We start from the raw sequence: 16,327 nt of genomic DNA on the forward strand, positions 1-16,327 counted from the left end.
TTAATAGGAAACCTACTCACAAGCTATCAAATGAAAATGATAGTTGTTATCATGCGCAAGTCATTAACTGCAATATATAAAACTATCTATGAGAAAAACTCTTTTTAAAATTCACAGTTGGATCGCTCTTATAGCTCTCATTCCCTTGATTGTTATTAGTATTACAGGGAGCGTATTAGTTTTTAAAAGTGAAATAGATGGCTTACTTATGCCAAGCAGTCACTATGTTATAAAAGCACTGCCAGAGCGCATGCCAATCGACAAATTAATCGCAAAAACAGAGCTTGCTTACCCTGAGTATGTAGTAGGTAGTTGGGAAATATTTAACGATGATACTGCTGATCGGGTTTACTTAGTTAAACGCGGGACAGAGCAATGGTATAAGTTTCATTTAAACCAGTATACGGGTGACATTTTGTCAGAGCCTGTTGGTACCAGCCATTATTTTACTGATTGGTTTTTAGAACTGCATTACACCTTTTTACTTAACGACTTTAAAAACCTGCCAGGGCAAACAGGCACAGTACTAGGCTTCTTTTTTGCTCTGTTTTTATTGGTATTAGGTATTACAGGACTTATTATTTATCGTAAATTTTGGCAGCGCCTATTTAGTGTGCGCTGGCGTGCAACACTGCAAATTGTACTTAGCGACATTCATAAAATGACGGGGGTGATAGGGTCGCCCATCATTATTATTTTAGCTATTACAGGTGGCTACTTTAACTGGGCGGTGTGGTATCACGAAGTTATTGAACACGCTGAGGAAGAGCACTTTGTACTAACCAAAAACTTGCACAATAGCGATATTTCGTTTCAACACATACTCGATGACAGTAAAAAGCAAATACCCACTTTTAATGGTACGTTTTTAGTTATGCCACTCGAGCCTGACGAAAATATCACCTTATTCGGCGAAGTCGATACCGCCAACCCACTTGCGAGCGAATATGCCAATACGGTTAGCTACGATAAGCAAACAGGCGAACATTTAACTAACTGGGATATTCGCGAAGTAGGCGTTGGCTGGCAAGTAATTGATAGCTTTAGAAAACTTCATTTTGGCTACTTTGCAGGGCTAATAAGTAAAATACTGTGGTGCGTAATTGGTTTGAGCCCAGTGTGGCTAGCAGGTACTGGTTTTTACTTGTGGTTTACCCGCCGTAAACGTAAAAAACAATCACAAAAAAATCGCTCAAGTAAACGCAGTACAGCAAGTGCTTGATTAAAAACCCACCACATTGTAATGTAAAATTTAACAATGGAGTGGGTTTATGATGTTTTATAAAATAGCAGCCTGTATTACTTTTTTATATTTAGTTGGATGTAACACAACCAAGGTTCACCAAGTAGAACAACAAATAGAGCTTGAACAACTATTAAACCATTCTTTGTTTAATAAACTCGACACTCCTTCTGAGTACAGTATTTTCGAGCTGCCAAATGTTGAAAAAGAACAATTTTTAGCCTATGCCGAAAAACAAAAACAGTCTGAAATCCGTCATGACCGCATTATTTACAACTACCTCGAAAGCAACTTAGCTAACTTTAAATACCACGGCGATACACTTACTTCAGCCCAAGCCTTAAAACTTTCGCAAGGCAACTGCATTAGCTTAGCTGTTTTAACACAAAGCTATGCACAAGCTCTCGGATTAGAAACGAGCTTTCAAGAAGTAACAAGTCAGCCTGTATACGCAAAAGAAAATAATGTTGTTTATGTAGCAAGCCACTTTAGAACAAGAGTATACGCCCCAAAAGTAGATAAAAAGGATGATAATATTGTTGAATTTTTCAGAGCGGGCACCTTAATCGACTACTTTCCTACCCGTCGCAGCTTTTATTCAAGCAGTGCAGATTATAACGATTTAGTTTCTAAGTTTTACAGTAATTTAGCTGCAACAGCGCTAGCAGACAAACAGCTGGATATTGCTTACTCACTTATTCTACAAGCAAACAAATACACTCCCAATGATCCTGAATTATTTAATATAGCGGGCATTTTGCATCGTCGGGCTGGTGATTTACAAAGCGCTAAAAACATCTATCAAACAGCACTTAGTAATAATGAAATAAGCATTAATTTAATCAGAAACTATCAGCTTTTAGCTAAAAAATTAGGCGACAAAGAGCTTGTTAAAGAGCTCACTTCACAATTAGTTAATAAAGAAAAAGACCCATACGAATTACTAGTAATCGCTAAAAACGACTTACAAGCTGGCCACGCTCATCAGGCTAAAGCACACCTTGAGCAAGCTATTACTAAAGCGCCTTACATTGCTGAGTTATACTTGGAACTCGCAAAAGTTCGCTATCAACAAGGTAATATTAAACAAACACAAACCTTACTTGAGAAAGCTATCGAACTAGAACGTGATAACCAAAAAATCGATGTATATCAAGCTAAGTTACTATCCTTGCAGATGGATAAGTAACTTAGACAATTGATATTTATAGCGAATAATAAAAGCTCAGCCACGCTCGCATTTCATCTTCAAAACTATCGCCTTCTACTCGCGACAGTCCCATATTAAATATTAAGTCATTTATACCAGCAGGCCCCATTCCAAAACTAAAATCACCTTGGTGTTTTATCCCGTAACTTTGTGCATATACGGTGCCGTCGAGTTGATGCTGCTTGTAATAAAGCCACGGCATGCCTTCTTTAAAGCTAAAGCCGCCACCGTAACTTTGATAGCGCTTTGCAGCTGCGCTATAAAAAGGCAGCTCAGATGAAAGTACATATTCACTATTTTGCTGCTGATTAATAAGATTTGAGCTAAAGCCACCTAATGCAAGGCTGCTGTCATCACGTTGTTTTTGAGAAAAATTTGCATAAAGAGGAATACCAAACGCTTTACCAAAAATTTTGGCGGCTAAATCGTAACCTTGCCAATTATTATTTTTGGTGCTGCCATCGTACCAACTCGCATAAAGGCTTTGGCCTATTACAAAGTCTTGACGATCATATTGCCAATTTTGGGCAACGCCTAAACGCGTCCAATTTCTATGGCTTTGTTTATAATCAGTGTAATTGTAGGCAAGCTCTGGCGTTAAACTTAGCTGCCCAAATTTAACAGGGTAACTTATTGCAGCAAAAACACCACGGGCATCCATATCTGCATTTAGGCTTTGTTGATACTGCCGCGATGTATTTAAATTATAGTCAAACAGTGCAAGTTTCAGTTTTACATCAAGCGCATTATATTTTGCCTGCACATAACCACCGTGCAGTGCTCCATCGTGTAAATCAGTGCTATATCCCGCTTGCAAGTCGAGCTGTTTTAATAAATCGCTACTTTTAATGCTTAAATCTAACAAACTGGTAGAAGCCGAATAATACTGCGTCCCTAGTGCAAAAGTAGCGTGCTGGTCGAGCACGTTGTAATTTGTTTGCTGCGTTGTTTGGTGCGTATATATTTTAGCTTTTGGAAGCGTATGTTCGTTTACAATGAGCAGCGGTGCTTTTTTGTTAGCTGCAAACTCAGTAACTACAGTGCTGTTTATAGCTTTTGGCAATGTTTTTACATTTGGCCCATCTGCGGTTATCGAAAAATAGAGTAACGAGCCATCGGCCATTTCAATCGGGTGGGCAACTGCCTCTTGCCCCTGAGTTAACTTGGTGAGTGTTTTACTCTCTATGTTGTAGTTATAAATATCAGTAGCGCTATTTAAGCCTGCAACAAAGTAAAGTGACTCACCATTATGGCTAAAGCTAGGCTGACTTAAATATTGATACCCTTTTGGCATAGGTACTGATAGCTGTTGATTGCCGCTTACACCTTGTATATACAACTGCCAATTTTCATTTAATGACGTTGATAAATAAGCTAATTTAGTTTCATCAGGACTGAGTATTGGGTAATCGTAAGTTGTCTCAAGGCTTTTTGTAAATAATGGAGTGATGGTTTGAGTATTGAGATCAACCTTTACTAATTCAGAGTAGCCATCTCTTATTTGCTCGCCATACAAGGTTTCACCGTTACTGGTTACGCTAAATCGTCGTATACCAGCAAGTTCGGTAAGCTGTGTAATATTTCCAGTGTCAGTGTTATAGCTAAATATGTCAGACACTTTGTTATAAATACCCGACTCTTCATTGCTGTACGCATTAAAATACAACGTTGTGTTATTTACCCATTGCGGGTTTGCGATACCGGCTCGATTAATTTGATTAAGCACTTGTTTTTGTTCGCGCTTAAACACACTTGGCGCTGTATCGGGGATGTCCTGTGCATCGTTTTTGAGTAGCTCTTTTTGCGCTTTAGTAAACTCCTCTTGCGCCTTTATGTTGTCGTCCGTGCTATAAATTACAAGCTTGGTATTACTCTCTTTATCTCGCTCAACAATCGCAATCTTACTACCATCTTTTGAAAGTGCAGGGTTACTTGCATATAAGTTAAGTTCAAGCCAAAGTTCACTATTAAGTAACACCTCCCCTTGCTCTATTTGCATTGCTTTATAGGTATATTCAGCTATAAATCGGCGATATAGCTTGGCTGCACTTTGCCCAAACACACCGCTAAATGCCTCATCAAAATCACGCGTTTTTACGCCTTGCATTCGCGTCCAAACACTATCGAGTGTTTGCTCTGAATAGTTTTTCTCTAACCAATTTAAAAAGCGACTACCCATTAAATATGCCATTGAGCCGCCCATAAAGCCCTGCTCGCCATTTAATTGCCCATAGGTTGGCAAAGCACCTTGCTGAGCAAATTCTCGCAGTATTGACTCTGAGTAGTTATCAAATAAACGCCCACGACCCGTCATTTTAGACTCAATCAATGTGGCATAACCTTCAGCTACCCAGCGCGGTGTATCACTGTAAGTTAAGTCGTATAAATCCCATACGCCACGTACTTTTTGCTGCCAGTGATTGCGTGTAGGCTGTGCTAAGTGTACTAAGTGAATATATTCATGCAGTACAAGTAACTGCTGCCAGCCAGCGCTGTTTGATATAACGGTGTCGGATTGTGGTGGGGTTGTAAAAAGCGCCATTACAGGATTATTTGAGGTAGGTAGCGCAAAGCCATTTGCCGCATTTAGGGGATCAAACACCACTACATCAACTGTTTTATCAAGTGCTCGGTTTTGCTGCTCAAGCACTTTGGTGCGTACTATTTCAAGCTCTGCTGCAGTTGATTTAGCAAAATCAGCATGCTCAACACTGTAGTGAATGTTGAAATGTTCGGTATGAATAGTCTGCCAATCGGCTGCAAAGCTCGGTGCTGCTAGTAATAAAGCTGATGCGATAAGTGTTTTTTTCATGAGCGTCCCTAAAAGAATTCCTTAATACCATCTAGGGTATTATTAAATATCTTTCATGGGCAGTAAGAAAGTGTAATAAAACATGTGAAAATGGGTATTTACACACGTTTTATTAGGGTATTTTACATCCAGCTGCGAGTATCTGACTCAATCTGTTTGATTGTAAAATCAATAATAAAGTCAGCATCTTGCTGCTTTATGTAGGGCATAAATGCAAAGCCTGAAGCAAGTTGTATATACAGGCTTTTTAAGCCTGACTTTCTCATTAGGTATGTACTTATACTGCGCGCACTTTGCGCTTTATAAAGCTCAAAAACACGGTAATGAACGCCAATCATACCTTTGCGTACAACCATGTAGAATCGGCCATTATCCTCATGCATGTAATAACCATAACGCTGATACGACAAAGTCACCAAGCCAGAAAACACCACCAAAACACCAAGGCTTATCAGAGTATTAATATCAGCAATAAAACAAAAGCCAAACACTAATACACTGGGTAACAGTGAATAAAAGCCTAAATTTTTATACAAAAGCGCGCGTTCTGCGCGCTTAAAAGCGAGTTTTTTACTATTAAACCACGGGTAAATCCATTGGCATACACTATCAACTTGTTCGCTATTTAATACAGGTAATACTAACGTTTGTTTATTTTTTTTAGCCGCCACACCGGCTGCTATTCCGCCGCTACTTGCTTGTAAACACTCAACGGTAAATCGCTTTAGTAATCGCCCCATTAAGTTTTGCTTTATAACAATAGATTGTACTTTATCCATACTCATAGAAAGCTGATGGCGCTCTAACAAGCCAGCAATACGTTTAAACTTTTGACCTTTAAAATAAAGCTCAAAGTTATAAAAGCGAATAAGCGACATAGTCACCGATAGCATTACAGCCACCACAACTAACAAAACAATTAAGGTGATCATCGCAAAGGTAGCAGCACTTGCCAGCATACCAAGCTCTTGTTGATAAAAGCCTTCTACTTTCGCAATAATTTGCTTCTCTAAAAAATCAACAATTAGGTTTATAAAAGGGGCCAAAGCAGCCATTGCAAAAATGGCCATATTCGACATCAAACCAAATTTGGCTATTTCTTTATTCCTAATGCTTAGGCTGTTTTCGATAGTGTCTGTTTCGCTTTGTTCAGTATTTGGCGCTTCTTGCTGTTGCTGCGCTTTAAAATCAAATATTTGTTTACGCATTTGCTGTGCATAATCTTTAGTGACACCAGGTAAAACAACTTCTTGCGACACACTGCCAGCGGCATCAAAAATACAATTAACTAAGTTTACGGGGGTAAAATAAAACGGCTCGGCAATATTAACGTTTTGCACACGGCCAAATTTAAGCGTAAGTCGCTCTTTTTTAAATACACCTTTGTTAAGCAATATTTCGTTGACGCTACTAATACTAAACTTAAAATTTAAATAATATAAAAATGAGTAAACAAGTAGCAAAATTAGTGCAATACCGCCTGCAACCTGCGCCCAAAACAATTTATTTTCTACTTGAGTAACAAACACGACAAGCATAGGTAGTAAGTTTAAAAGGCCATCTTTTACAAAGCGCACACTAAAGTGCACAACAAAGTATAAAAGTGCCCAGGGCGATACTTTTTGCCAGTAAATAGGGCTGGCTTTATCTTCGATAGTTGTATTACTCATCGACTAAAGCTGCCTGAGTAGTTGCGTCGTCTTGGCGGTAGTTTTGTACAAATTGGCGCATATTTTTACAATCATCATGGGTTAGCCCACTAATTTGTAAATCGGCACTTACACCACCAGCGCTAAATAATTTAATGCTTGCAAGGCTAAGTTTTCGCTCTATTGGCCCTTGGTGTATTTCCATATGCTGTACGCGCGCTAAAGGTAATACCGTCACTTGTTGCCAAATAACGCCTTTTTTAAAAGCAATGTCATGATCTCGCACTGCAAAGCCTCGCAACCTCACACTTATTATGTTGTACGCCATAGATGCGGCCACCAAAATTGGCATACCAATTAGCAAATACGTTTGTGCATTATTAGCAAAGGCTTCATTAAAATAACAAACAGCAATAAGCGCTCCAATTAGCGGTATATAAAACAGAAGCGAGCTAAGTTGTGTATGTAATAAGGCTTTATCAGCCAATGGCTTAAAGCTAATATCACTATGCTTTGGTAAATCCATTATTTGTTGATTGTTAAACACTATTTGTCCCTATTTCTGCTTTTAATTATGACTAGCTTACCAACTAATGGTGGTTATTAAGGCGTGGCTTTGTTTTGGCTCAAGCGTTACTTTATCTGTCAGTACATTAGCGGCCTCTAGGCAGAGCATTGTTTTATATTCATCGTCAGCAAAGTTAGATAAGCGTTTTGATTTTTCTATCCACGGGTTCCAAAGCACACACGAACTTGAGTTTTCGCGGCTCACATTAATAACACCTTCTGGCGTGTTAATGGTTTGCATTGTACTTGCTTGTGTATAAACCATGTCGGTTTCGCGATTAAAGCTTACAACATCATTTTGTACAAATGGCCCTTCACTAAACTCAATATATTGCGCGCCTTGCAAACCATCAACATGGGTATTTGTAATATCTGAGGTTGGAAAATAGGTATGCAGTGCTTGAGTAAAGCTAAATGGCACACTTCCTAAGTTAGTGGTCGTTAAGCGAACCTGTAATTTATAACTTAATACAAACTCAACTTTTAATGCGCACTGATGCGGCCAATACGTTGTATTAACAAGTTTCATGGGGAGCTTTAAACTAACTGTAATTTGCTCATCAGATTCGTGTACTTCATCGGCTTGCCATACGCTTGTGCGCGCAAAACCGTGGGCAGGCCACCCATCATTAGCGTGTGTACCAAACCACGGCCAACAAATAGGAATACCGCCTCGAATACTCGCCCCTTCTTGATAGGTTTCCTCTTGTGAAACCCAAATAAGTGGCTTGTTATTTTTAGGGGTAAACTCGGTAATTTGCCCACCTTGCAAAAATATTTTTGCGTCGCACTTTTCACTAGCTACTTTAATAAACTCAAGTCCGGATTCGCTTTGCTCAATGCTAACTGATGGCGATAATTTCATACCTTCCCCTATAATACTGATACTAAAGATTTTTAATGTTTACATCTAAACAATAATGCATGCTTAAAGTATACGCTATTGATATTAAATATTGATTGCTGAATTTGTTCATTGCCGATTAATACATATACAGTAAACTCACAAACAATTACTTTGTACTAACAGCTGTAAATGAATAATACTAAAGTCTATACAATAAGACTTGCCAATTATTCACAACATACGTACTGTGCGCAACTTAATGCACACAAGGTGCTAAGAAAATTTACCAATATTTAAACAATATAATTTTACATTAGTTACTGCTCTAACTATTAAAAACCAATAAAAGCGGGCTAAAGTACAATATATTATTTGAATTCAATTTATTTGATGTGTAACATTTCGCGATTACGGCAAACTACCGCCCCATCGACGAGATAAGCAAATGCAAAAATATGACGAGTTATTGGTTTCTTTACGTAAAGTTATCCGCGCGATTGACTTACATTCTAAGCAGCTAAATAAAACTTCGGGTTTAACTGGCCCACAATTGCTTATAATGCAAGAAGTGCAAAAAACCGATGGAATAACGGCGAGCCGTATTGCTCAAAATGTAAATTTAAGCCCAGCAACGGTCACCAATATTCTCGACAGAATAGAAAGCAGAAACTTAGTAACACGCGTACGCAGTCAAATGGATAAACGCAGAGTGAGCTTATACCTCACCGATAAAGGAAAAGAGTTACTTGATAAAGCACCTCAGCCATTGCAAGAACACTTTATTGAAAAGTTTTCTGCACTTGCTGAATGGGAACAGAGCCTTTTACTCTCATCAATGCAGCGTGTAGCCGCAATGATGGATGCAGATAAATTAGATGCATCGCCCCTTCTAGAAGTTGGTGCGCTTACTCAAGCTCCTAAAGAATAAATAATAAAAAAAATACATAGTTTTTGTACTTACCCTAAACGTAAGGCGTTTTTTTACGTCTTGAATTTTTTATTTTTTAATCAAAATCTGAGCGGCAATTATGACTAAACTCTCAAAATTAACACTAGCACTAGTTCTAGGTGGTGTTACAAGTACTTCTTATGCGTCTGATGATCTAGACACGTTACAAAGCCAACTTAAGCAGTTAAAGCAACAAATGCAACTGCTTGAAAATAAGTTAGCTGATGAAAAAACAAAACAGCAAAAAATTAATGAGCAACACAAGCAAGAAGTTGCAAAAATTAGTAAAAAAGCTGATAACAAAGAAGTTGTTGTTGCTGCCGCTGAATCTGAGAAAAAAGACGAAGGCGTTAAAATTGGTGGCGCAGTGCGTTTTAATTACAGCACTAATTCATACGATGAAGACACTCAAGATCGTAGCGGCGACTTAGACTTTGAAGTATTTCGCATTAACTTATCTGGCGAAATAAACGATATTTCTGTTAATGGTGATTTTCGCTTTTACGATTACATGACCATTGTTAAGTATGCATACTTAGGTTACGAATTTACTGATGGCTGGGAAGCACAAGCAGGTATTGCACCTGTCCCTTTTGGTAATGGCCCATACAACTCACACAGCTACTTTTTTAGCACTAACTACTATGTTGGCCTAGAAGACGACTTTGATTTGGGTGTAACAGTAAACCGTAAACTAAAAGACAACTGGAAACTAGACCTAGGCTTTTTCAAAAATGATGAAGTGGGTGGCGTTGATGGCAGCTCTGAAGTTAACGAGCGTTACTCTTTTGATATAGTTGGTAGCCGTGCAACAACCGAAGGCACATACGATGCACCTGGCTCTCGCCTTGGTGAATACAACACATTTGCAGCTCGTACAGTGTACCAAATTGAGCATGGCGAAAACGCTAAAACCGATGTGGGTGTATCACTATTAAGCGGTGGCTTACATGATGGTAACGACCGTGCAGGTAACTACGGCGCATGGGCGTTCCACGTAAACAGCCAAATTAATAACTGGAATATTCAATTTCAGCACGGTGAGTACGACTACGATCTAGACGACAACAGCAACCGCTTTGTTGTAGGTGCGTTTGACTACTACGATACCGTATCAAGCGAAGCTACCATGACTAACTTTAACGTAGCTTACGACCTATCGGTTGATTTAGGCCCTATAACAGGCGTGCAGTTCTACAACGATTACGGCATCATTTACGACAAATCTGACGACAGTGCAGATACATGGATGAACGTAACAGGTATGAGCGTATCAGCAGGCCCGTTATTTACCTACTTTGACTTTATTCAAGCACGTAACCAGCCATTTATTGGCGGAACAATTATTGGTGATGGCGATACAGAGCGTCGCTTTAACATCAACGTAGGTTACTACTTCTAGATAAGTAAAACCTATTTTATAAATTTAAAAGGGCAAACTTAGTTTGCCCTTTTTTATGTTTTTACACTTCGATTTTATAACTATTTGGCCTACAATCGAAAGTATCAGCCATTACTAAAAAGAGCCTAAGTGAATATAAAAGCAGTGTTTATTTGTTATAAAAACTTATGGTTTAAAGCACTTGGCTTAATACTTGTAGCCTTGGGTATTATTGGCATTGTGCTGCCGGTCATGCCTACCACTATATTTTTTATTTTAGCGCTCACCTGCTTTACTCGCTCATCACCCGCGCTTGAACAATGGCTGTTAAACCACCCTCGTTACGGTGTAACTTTGCAGCAATGGCAAGCCCATAAAGTAGTGCCTGTAAAAGCCAAATGCTACGCCGCCATTGGCATGTTAATTGGATTTACATTTTTACTGTATTCAGCCGCCCCTATTTGGGTTATTTATCTCGTTGCAGTAATAGAAGTATTGGTAATGATTTACCTTATTTTAAGACCTTCCAGCCCTCCTAAGCGTTAAATATTCATTTTTTACCTGCTTACCGCCTTTGCTTTAAAGTTTTTATGTAAAGATAAGTAAGTAAATTTGTAATAGCTAATGCAAATCATTATCATGCTGTAAATTTAATTTATTTACTGTTTTTATGTCGTTTATTAACAAGCGGGCTTTGTATAGCACAAGCCGTGCTCTACATATTTATATTTCTACAGCTTTGTTTTTTTTGCTTATCTTATTTTGCGTTAGCGGCATTGTGCTCAACCATATTGATTGGCTTAAAAACGATAAAAATAATGGCCAAGTAACGGCGGTAATTCCAGCAGAGCTAGTTACCAAAGCGAATGAGCAGCTAAATACGCTGCCAACGCTTTACCCTGAAATAGAAGCTTACCTAGCCGAGCAATATGCACTTACAAAAGTAAAAAGCATTGAGTGGGAAAAAGAAGACGCGCTTGTCATGCTCGACTACCCACTGCCTGCTGGGTTTGCCTACGCAGAGCTTGATTTTACAACTGGCGAGCTAAATCTTGATTACCAAACAGGTGGCTTTTTAAGCCTTATTGGCGACTTACATAAAGGCCGCCACAGCGGTGAAGTATGGAGTTGGGTAATTGATATATCTGCCGTACTAATGATTTTATTTGCCATCACCGGCATGATTATTTTGTTTCAAAATAGAAAAAAACGCTTAGCAGGAATATGGATAACCGTACTCGGAGTGGTAACTCCACTGGTTATTTATTCATGTTGGGTTCCACAAATAAAAGGAGTGTCTTAATGGTTAAATTTAAATTATTTATAAGCGCCGCATTACTGCTCGTAGCTGCGTTTTTTCAAACAACGGCGCATGCAAAAACACCACAGCTAGAGGTTGAATTAACGCTTCCTGACTTAGAAGTACAACCGTATCACCGCCCATACGTTGCAGTTTGGCTTGAAACACCAGAGCGTAAACACGTTACAACGCTTGCACTATGGGTGCAAAAAGCAGAATGGTTTAAAGACTTACGCCAATGGTGGCGTAAAGCTGGTAAAAGCGATGCCAACTTTGACGGCATTAGCGGCGCAACAAAACGCGCAGGTACTTACACCATAAATTGGCAAGGTAATGATTTAGACGGTAACCCAGTAAAACCAGGTAAATACTTACTAAATATTGAAGTTGTACGCGAAGAAGGCGGCAGAGACTACACCCGCGTTGAGCTCGATTTAACTAAATCAGGCAAACTAACAATTGATGGTAAAAACGAGTTTTCTAAAAGCTTCGTCACTGTAAGCACTAAGTAGCTGCTACTTAATCATTTGAATTTAAGGAAATACAATGAAAATTAATTTATTAAAAACGGCATTAATCGGCGCATTGAGCTTATCTGCTTTAGTGTCAACTTCAGCAAGTGCACACGGACGTTGGTTACTACCTTCGCATACATCCTTATCAGGCGATAAAGCGCATTACGTAATGATTGACGCTAGTATCTCTAACGAAATGTTTGCACCAGACAAAGCCTTTAAACCTAAAGAAAAAGGCGCCGAGTACGACGACACATTATTAATGGCACTTGCGCCTAATGGTGAGCCAGTAAGCGACACCATTCGTGCTTATTACTTAAAGCGTAAAAGCTCAGCTGCAGTAAGCTTAACAGAGCAAGGCACTTACCATATTGCAATGACCCAAAAGCCAATGTACATGACCTTCTATAAAAACGAAGAAGGTAAGCGCAAGCGCGTATTTGGTAAAAAAACAGAAGCCGAGTTACCTAGCAATGCAAAAGATGTAACGACAACGAAGGTTGTTTCAACAGTAGATACATTTGTAAGCCGAAATGGCACCTCAAAACCTGCACAGTTAGGTTTAGGCTTAGAGCTTAGCGGTCCAACGCATCCAAACGATTTATTTGTAGGTGAACAAGCACGTTTTCAGTTACTACAAGATGGTAAATCTGCTGGTGAAGGCGTTGAAGTAAGTATTTTAAAAGGCGACACACGCTACCGTAACGAGCGTGGCGAAGTAAAAGTAACGACCGATAAAGACGGTATGTTTACAATTACGTGGAAAGAGCCAGGCCTATACCTAATCGAAACCTCTAACAAGGTTACCGTAAATGAAGAAGGCGTAGATGCAGGACGTTATGCATTATTTACAACGCTTGAAGTTGCCCCTGAATAATTTAAATTACTAAATTTAAAAAATTGAAAGGCCAAGCATTTGCTTGGCCTTTTTACGCCTTACTAACTTTTATCTAAAATCCCCTTGAATTCGCAACCATTCGACACAAGATTGCAACTACAACGATCCAAACGCCTATATCACGCGTAGACAGTGACCTTACTTGTTAATAACTTAGAATATCTTAGATAGTTTTTATCTTTGCACTAGGGTAGTCGCTTCTATATGATGCGCTCCTTTTTAAAATCAATAGTCAGCAGCCCTCAAGGGAATCAACATCATGTTAAAGCCATTATCAGCCAAAAAAGTAGCACTTAGTCTGGCCGTTTCTTCTGCACTTAGTGCACCCTATTATTCTGTATTTGCTGCAGAACAAGATGTTCAAGCCGAAAAAAGCATTGAAGTGATTTCAGTAACAGGTACTCGCAGAAGCTTACGCAGTATTGCCGAAAGCTCAGTACCTGTAGATATTATTACCAGCGGTGATATGCAAAGTACGGGTCAGCTAGAAATAAGCCAAATACTAGCAAACCAAGTACCTAGCTTTAACTACCCAAGTGCCACTATGGGTGATGGTACTGACCATGCAAAACCAGCTGTTTTACGTGGATTAGCACCCGATCACACCCTAGTGCTTATAAACGGTAAGCGCCGCCATGCCGGTGCGCTATTAAACTTAGCAGGTGTTGTTGGTCGAGGCTCTACCGCTGTTGATTTGAACATGATCCCAACCTCTGCAATTAAACGTGTTGAAGTACTACGTGATGGCGCAGCCGCACAGTACGGTTCTGATGCAATTGCTGGGGTAATTAATATTGTACTTAAAGATGCCTCAGAAGGCGGCAGCGTAAGCGTAACGTACGGTAAATACGATACTCAAATGGCTGGCGTACCTCAGCTAGAAAGCACCTATGCAGATGCTAACGGCGACTTAGCGTTTAATACCGGTGGCGACCGCGAAGTAAACGACGGTGCAACACGCACTGTTAGCGCAAACTCTGGTTTTGCGTTATCTGATAACGGCTTTGTAAACGTATCAATTGAATACCGCGATAACGACTCAACGCAGCGCTCAGGCTTTGACCCACGAGAACAATACAGCCGCCTTGATGATGGCAGCCTAGACCCACGCGAATTTACTATCGATCGTTACAATCACCGTTTTGGTAAAGCCGACCTTGAAGATTACGCGTTGTTTTACAACATGGGTTACGATTTAGATAACGGCTTAAACCTTTATTCATTTGGTAGCTACTCAAAGCGTGAAGGTAATTCAGGTGGTTTTTACCGCCGAGCAAAAGACAGCCGTAACGTTTTAGAAGTGTACCCAGATGGCTTTTTGCCGCAAATTGAAACGGACGTACAAGACTACTCATTTGCACTGGGCTTAAAAGGCGAAACTAACGACTGGACATGGGATGTAAGTACCAACTACGGCCGCAATGACTTTGGTTTCGGCGTTGTAAATAGTATTAACACATCACTAGGTGCCGACAGCCCAACTGAATTTGATAACGGTGCACTGGTTTACGATCAGTTTTTAGTAAACGCAACGGCCAATACCACACTCGATTTAGGCTTACCTGATGACGTATTTTTTACCGTAGGTACTGAATACCGCCACGAAAGCTACAAAATAGAAGAAGGCGAAGAAGCGTCTTACATCACCGCACTTGATAGCGACGGTAACCCAATTGCAGCCGGTGGCGCGCAAGTACTTGCTGGTTTTGGACCAGAAAGTGCGACTGACGAAAGCCGTCATAACATCGCTTTATTTGTTGAGTTTGATACCTACTTAACAGAAAAATGGAACGTAGTTTTAGCGGGTCGTTATGAAGATTACAGCGACTTTGGCGACACATTTACCTCTAAACTTGCCTCGCGTTACAGCATTACTGAAAACCTATCGCTGCGCGGTGCAATTAGCACAGGTTTCCGTGCGCCATCTTTAGCGCAAAGCTCGTACCGCCAAATATCAACTGTACTTGAGAACAACCAACCATTTGAAGTTGGTTTATTCCCAACCGATTCAGCCGCAGCGCAAGCACTCGGTGCTCAGCCGTTAGATGCTGAAGAGTCAGTAAACGTTACAGCTGGCTTTATTTACACTCAAGAGAGCTTTAGCTTAACCGTAGATGCATACCGTATTGATATTGATGACCGTATTGTATTGTCTGAAAACCTAGAGGGCGATGCAGTTGTTGAAATACTACAAAATGCCGGTGAGCTAAACACCGAAAGCGTACGTTACTTTACCAACGCTATCGACTCGCGCACGCAAGGTGTAGATATAGTAGCCACTTATAACCTAGATTTAGACAACTTAGGTGATTTACGCCTAAACGTAGCTGCTAACTTTAACGATACCGAAGTAACACACGTAAACGACAACCCAGCACAGCTTAACTCACTAGGTGACGACTACGTAGTGTTTGCGCGTCGTGAAGTAGGTCGCTTTGAAGAAGGCACGCCAGATAGCAAATGGAACCTATCAGCAGTGTGGAACTTTAACGAATGGCAAACAACGCTTCGTGCCACACGTTATGGTGAAGTCGCTGATATATCAACTACAGCCGATCGCGATGAATACCTAGACCCTAAATGGATCACCGACCTAGAAGTGGCATACCGTCCTGACGAATATTGGAAATTTGCCGTTGGTGCAAACAACTTATTCGATCAGTACCCACAAGCCACCGTGGATAACATTGGTTACTCTGACTTTGGCCAAATATTCCCGTACACACCGTATGCACCTTACGGATTAGACGGACGTTTCCTATACGGTAATATTACTTACAGCTTTTAATTTAAATTTAAATTTAATGAGTTAAATTAAAATCCGATATGGCATGCCATATCGGATTTTTTATATTTAAAAAATAGTAATAAAAATAACCATCCTAGCTATAATCAAATAAATTCAGCAATAACACCTTCAACATAAATTGCTAACTTTTTATTATTATTAAATTTT

The 16,327-nt window shown here is 39.8% G+C and carries 13 protein-coding genes; 9 read left to right on the top strand and 4 right to left on the bottom strand.

Features of this window, described 5'->3' with window-relative positions; all coding sequences use genetic code 11:
• The first annotated feature begins 88 nt into the window (after positions 1-88).
• Both H5087_RS11500 and H5087_RS11505 read left to right on the top strand, forming a co-directional pair.
• Positions 89-1,222 carry a PepSY domain-containing protein gene (locus H5087_RS11500; protein ID WP_182672106.1) on the top strand — a complete coding sequence of 378 codons (1,134 nt, stop codon included), beginning with the start codon at positions 89-91 and terminating at the stop codon, positions 1,220-1,222.
• A gap of 49 nt (positions 1,223-1,271) precedes the next feature.
• A complete protein-coding gene (locus H5087_RS11505) occupies positions 1,272-2,432 on the top strand; it encodes a lipopolysaccharide assembly protein LapB (protein WP_182672107.1) in 1,161 nt (386 codons plus the stop codon).
• Between the two features lie 16 nt (positions 2,433-2,448).
• On the opposite strand, the gene H5087_RS11510 is transcribed toward H5087_RS11505, so the two are convergent.
• The 4 genes from H5087_RS11510 to H5087_RS11525 form a co-directional block, all read right to left on the bottom strand.
• Complete coding sequence (locus tag H5087_RS11510; RefSeq protein ID WP_182672108.1) at positions 2,449-5,265, bottom strand: hypothetical protein; 2,817 nt, start codon at positions 5,263-5,265, stop codon at positions 2,449-2,451.
• A gap of 122 nt (positions 5,266-5,387) precedes the next feature.
• The gene (locus tag H5087_RS11515) at positions 5,388-6,935 is read right to left on the bottom strand and encodes a PH domain-containing protein (RefSeq protein WP_182672109.1); all 1,548 of its coding nucleotides are present in this window, start codon (positions 6,933-6,935) and stop codon (positions 5,388-5,390) included.
• Positions 6,928-7,461, bottom strand: a complete 534-nt coding sequence (locus tag H5087_RS11520; protein ID WP_182672110.1) for a PH domain-containing protein — start codon at positions 7,459-7,461, stop codon at positions 6,928-6,930. Before H5087_RS11520 ends, H5087_RS11515 begins: the two co-directional genes overlap by 8 nt.
• Before the next feature lie 36 nt (positions 7,462-7,497).
• Positions 7,498-8,346 (bottom strand): D-hexose-6-phosphate mutarotase, encoded by an 849-nt coding sequence (locus H5087_RS11525; RefSeq protein ID WP_182672111.1) that lies wholly within the window; start codon positions 8,344-8,346, stop codon positions 7,498-7,500.
• A gap of 427 nt (positions 8,347-8,773) precedes the next feature.
• Here H5087_RS11525 and H5087_RS11530 point away from each other — a divergent pair, with 427 nt between their 5' ends.
• The 7 genes from H5087_RS11530 (at position 8,774) to H5087_RS11560 (ending at position 16,159) form a co-directional block, all read left to right on the top strand.
• Positions 8,774-9,256, top strand: a complete 483-nt coding sequence (locus H5087_RS11530) for a MarR family winged helix-turn-helix transcriptional regulator (RefSeq protein WP_002960189.1) — start codon at positions 8,774-8,776, stop codon at positions 9,254-9,256.
• Positions 9,257-9,356: 100 nt separating this feature from the next.
• Complete coding sequence (locus tag H5087_RS11535; RefSeq protein WP_002960190.1) at positions 9,357-10,679, top strand: hypothetical protein; 1,323 nt, start codon at positions 9,357-9,359, stop codon at positions 10,677-10,679.
• Between the two features lie 129 nt (positions 10,680-10,808).
• Complete coding sequence (locus H5087_RS11540) at positions 10,809-11,204, top strand: YbaN family protein (RefSeq protein ID WP_024596096.1); 396 nt, start codon at positions 10,809-10,811, stop codon at positions 11,202-11,204.
• 124 nt (positions 11,205-11,328) lie between these two features.
• On the top strand, positions 11,329-11,961 hold the full coding sequence (locus tag H5087_RS11545) for a PepSY-associated TM helix domain-containing protein (RefSeq protein ID WP_182672112.1): 633 nt from the start codon (positions 11,329-11,331) through the stop codon (positions 11,959-11,961).
• On the top strand, positions 11,961-12,470 hold the full coding sequence (locus H5087_RS11550; RefSeq protein WP_024596098.1) for a DUF2271 domain-containing protein: 510 nt from the start codon (positions 11,961-11,963) through the stop codon (positions 12,468-12,470). The genes H5087_RS11545 and H5087_RS11550 overlap by 1 nt, the downstream gene beginning before the upstream one ends.
• Before the next feature lie 34 nt (positions 12,471-12,504).
• Entirely contained in the window at positions 12,505-13,350 is an 846-nt protein-coding gene (locus H5087_RS11555) for a DUF4198 domain-containing protein (protein WP_002960196.1), read from the top strand.
• 280 nt (positions 13,351-13,630) lie between these two features.
• A complete protein-coding gene (locus tag H5087_RS11560; protein ID WP_220491560.1) occupies positions 13,631-16,159 on the top strand; it encodes a TonB-dependent receptor in 2,529 nt (842 codons plus the stop codon).
• The last annotated feature ends 168 nt before the right edge of the window (positions 16,160-16,327 follow it).

Origin of the sequence: Pseudoalteromonas sp. SR43-7, assembly GCF_014163785.1 — a bacterium.
In the GTDB taxonomy this organism is placed as follows: domain Bacteria; phylum Pseudomonadota; class Gammaproteobacteria; order Enterobacterales; family Alteromonadaceae; genus Pseudoalteromonas; species Pseudoalteromonas distincta.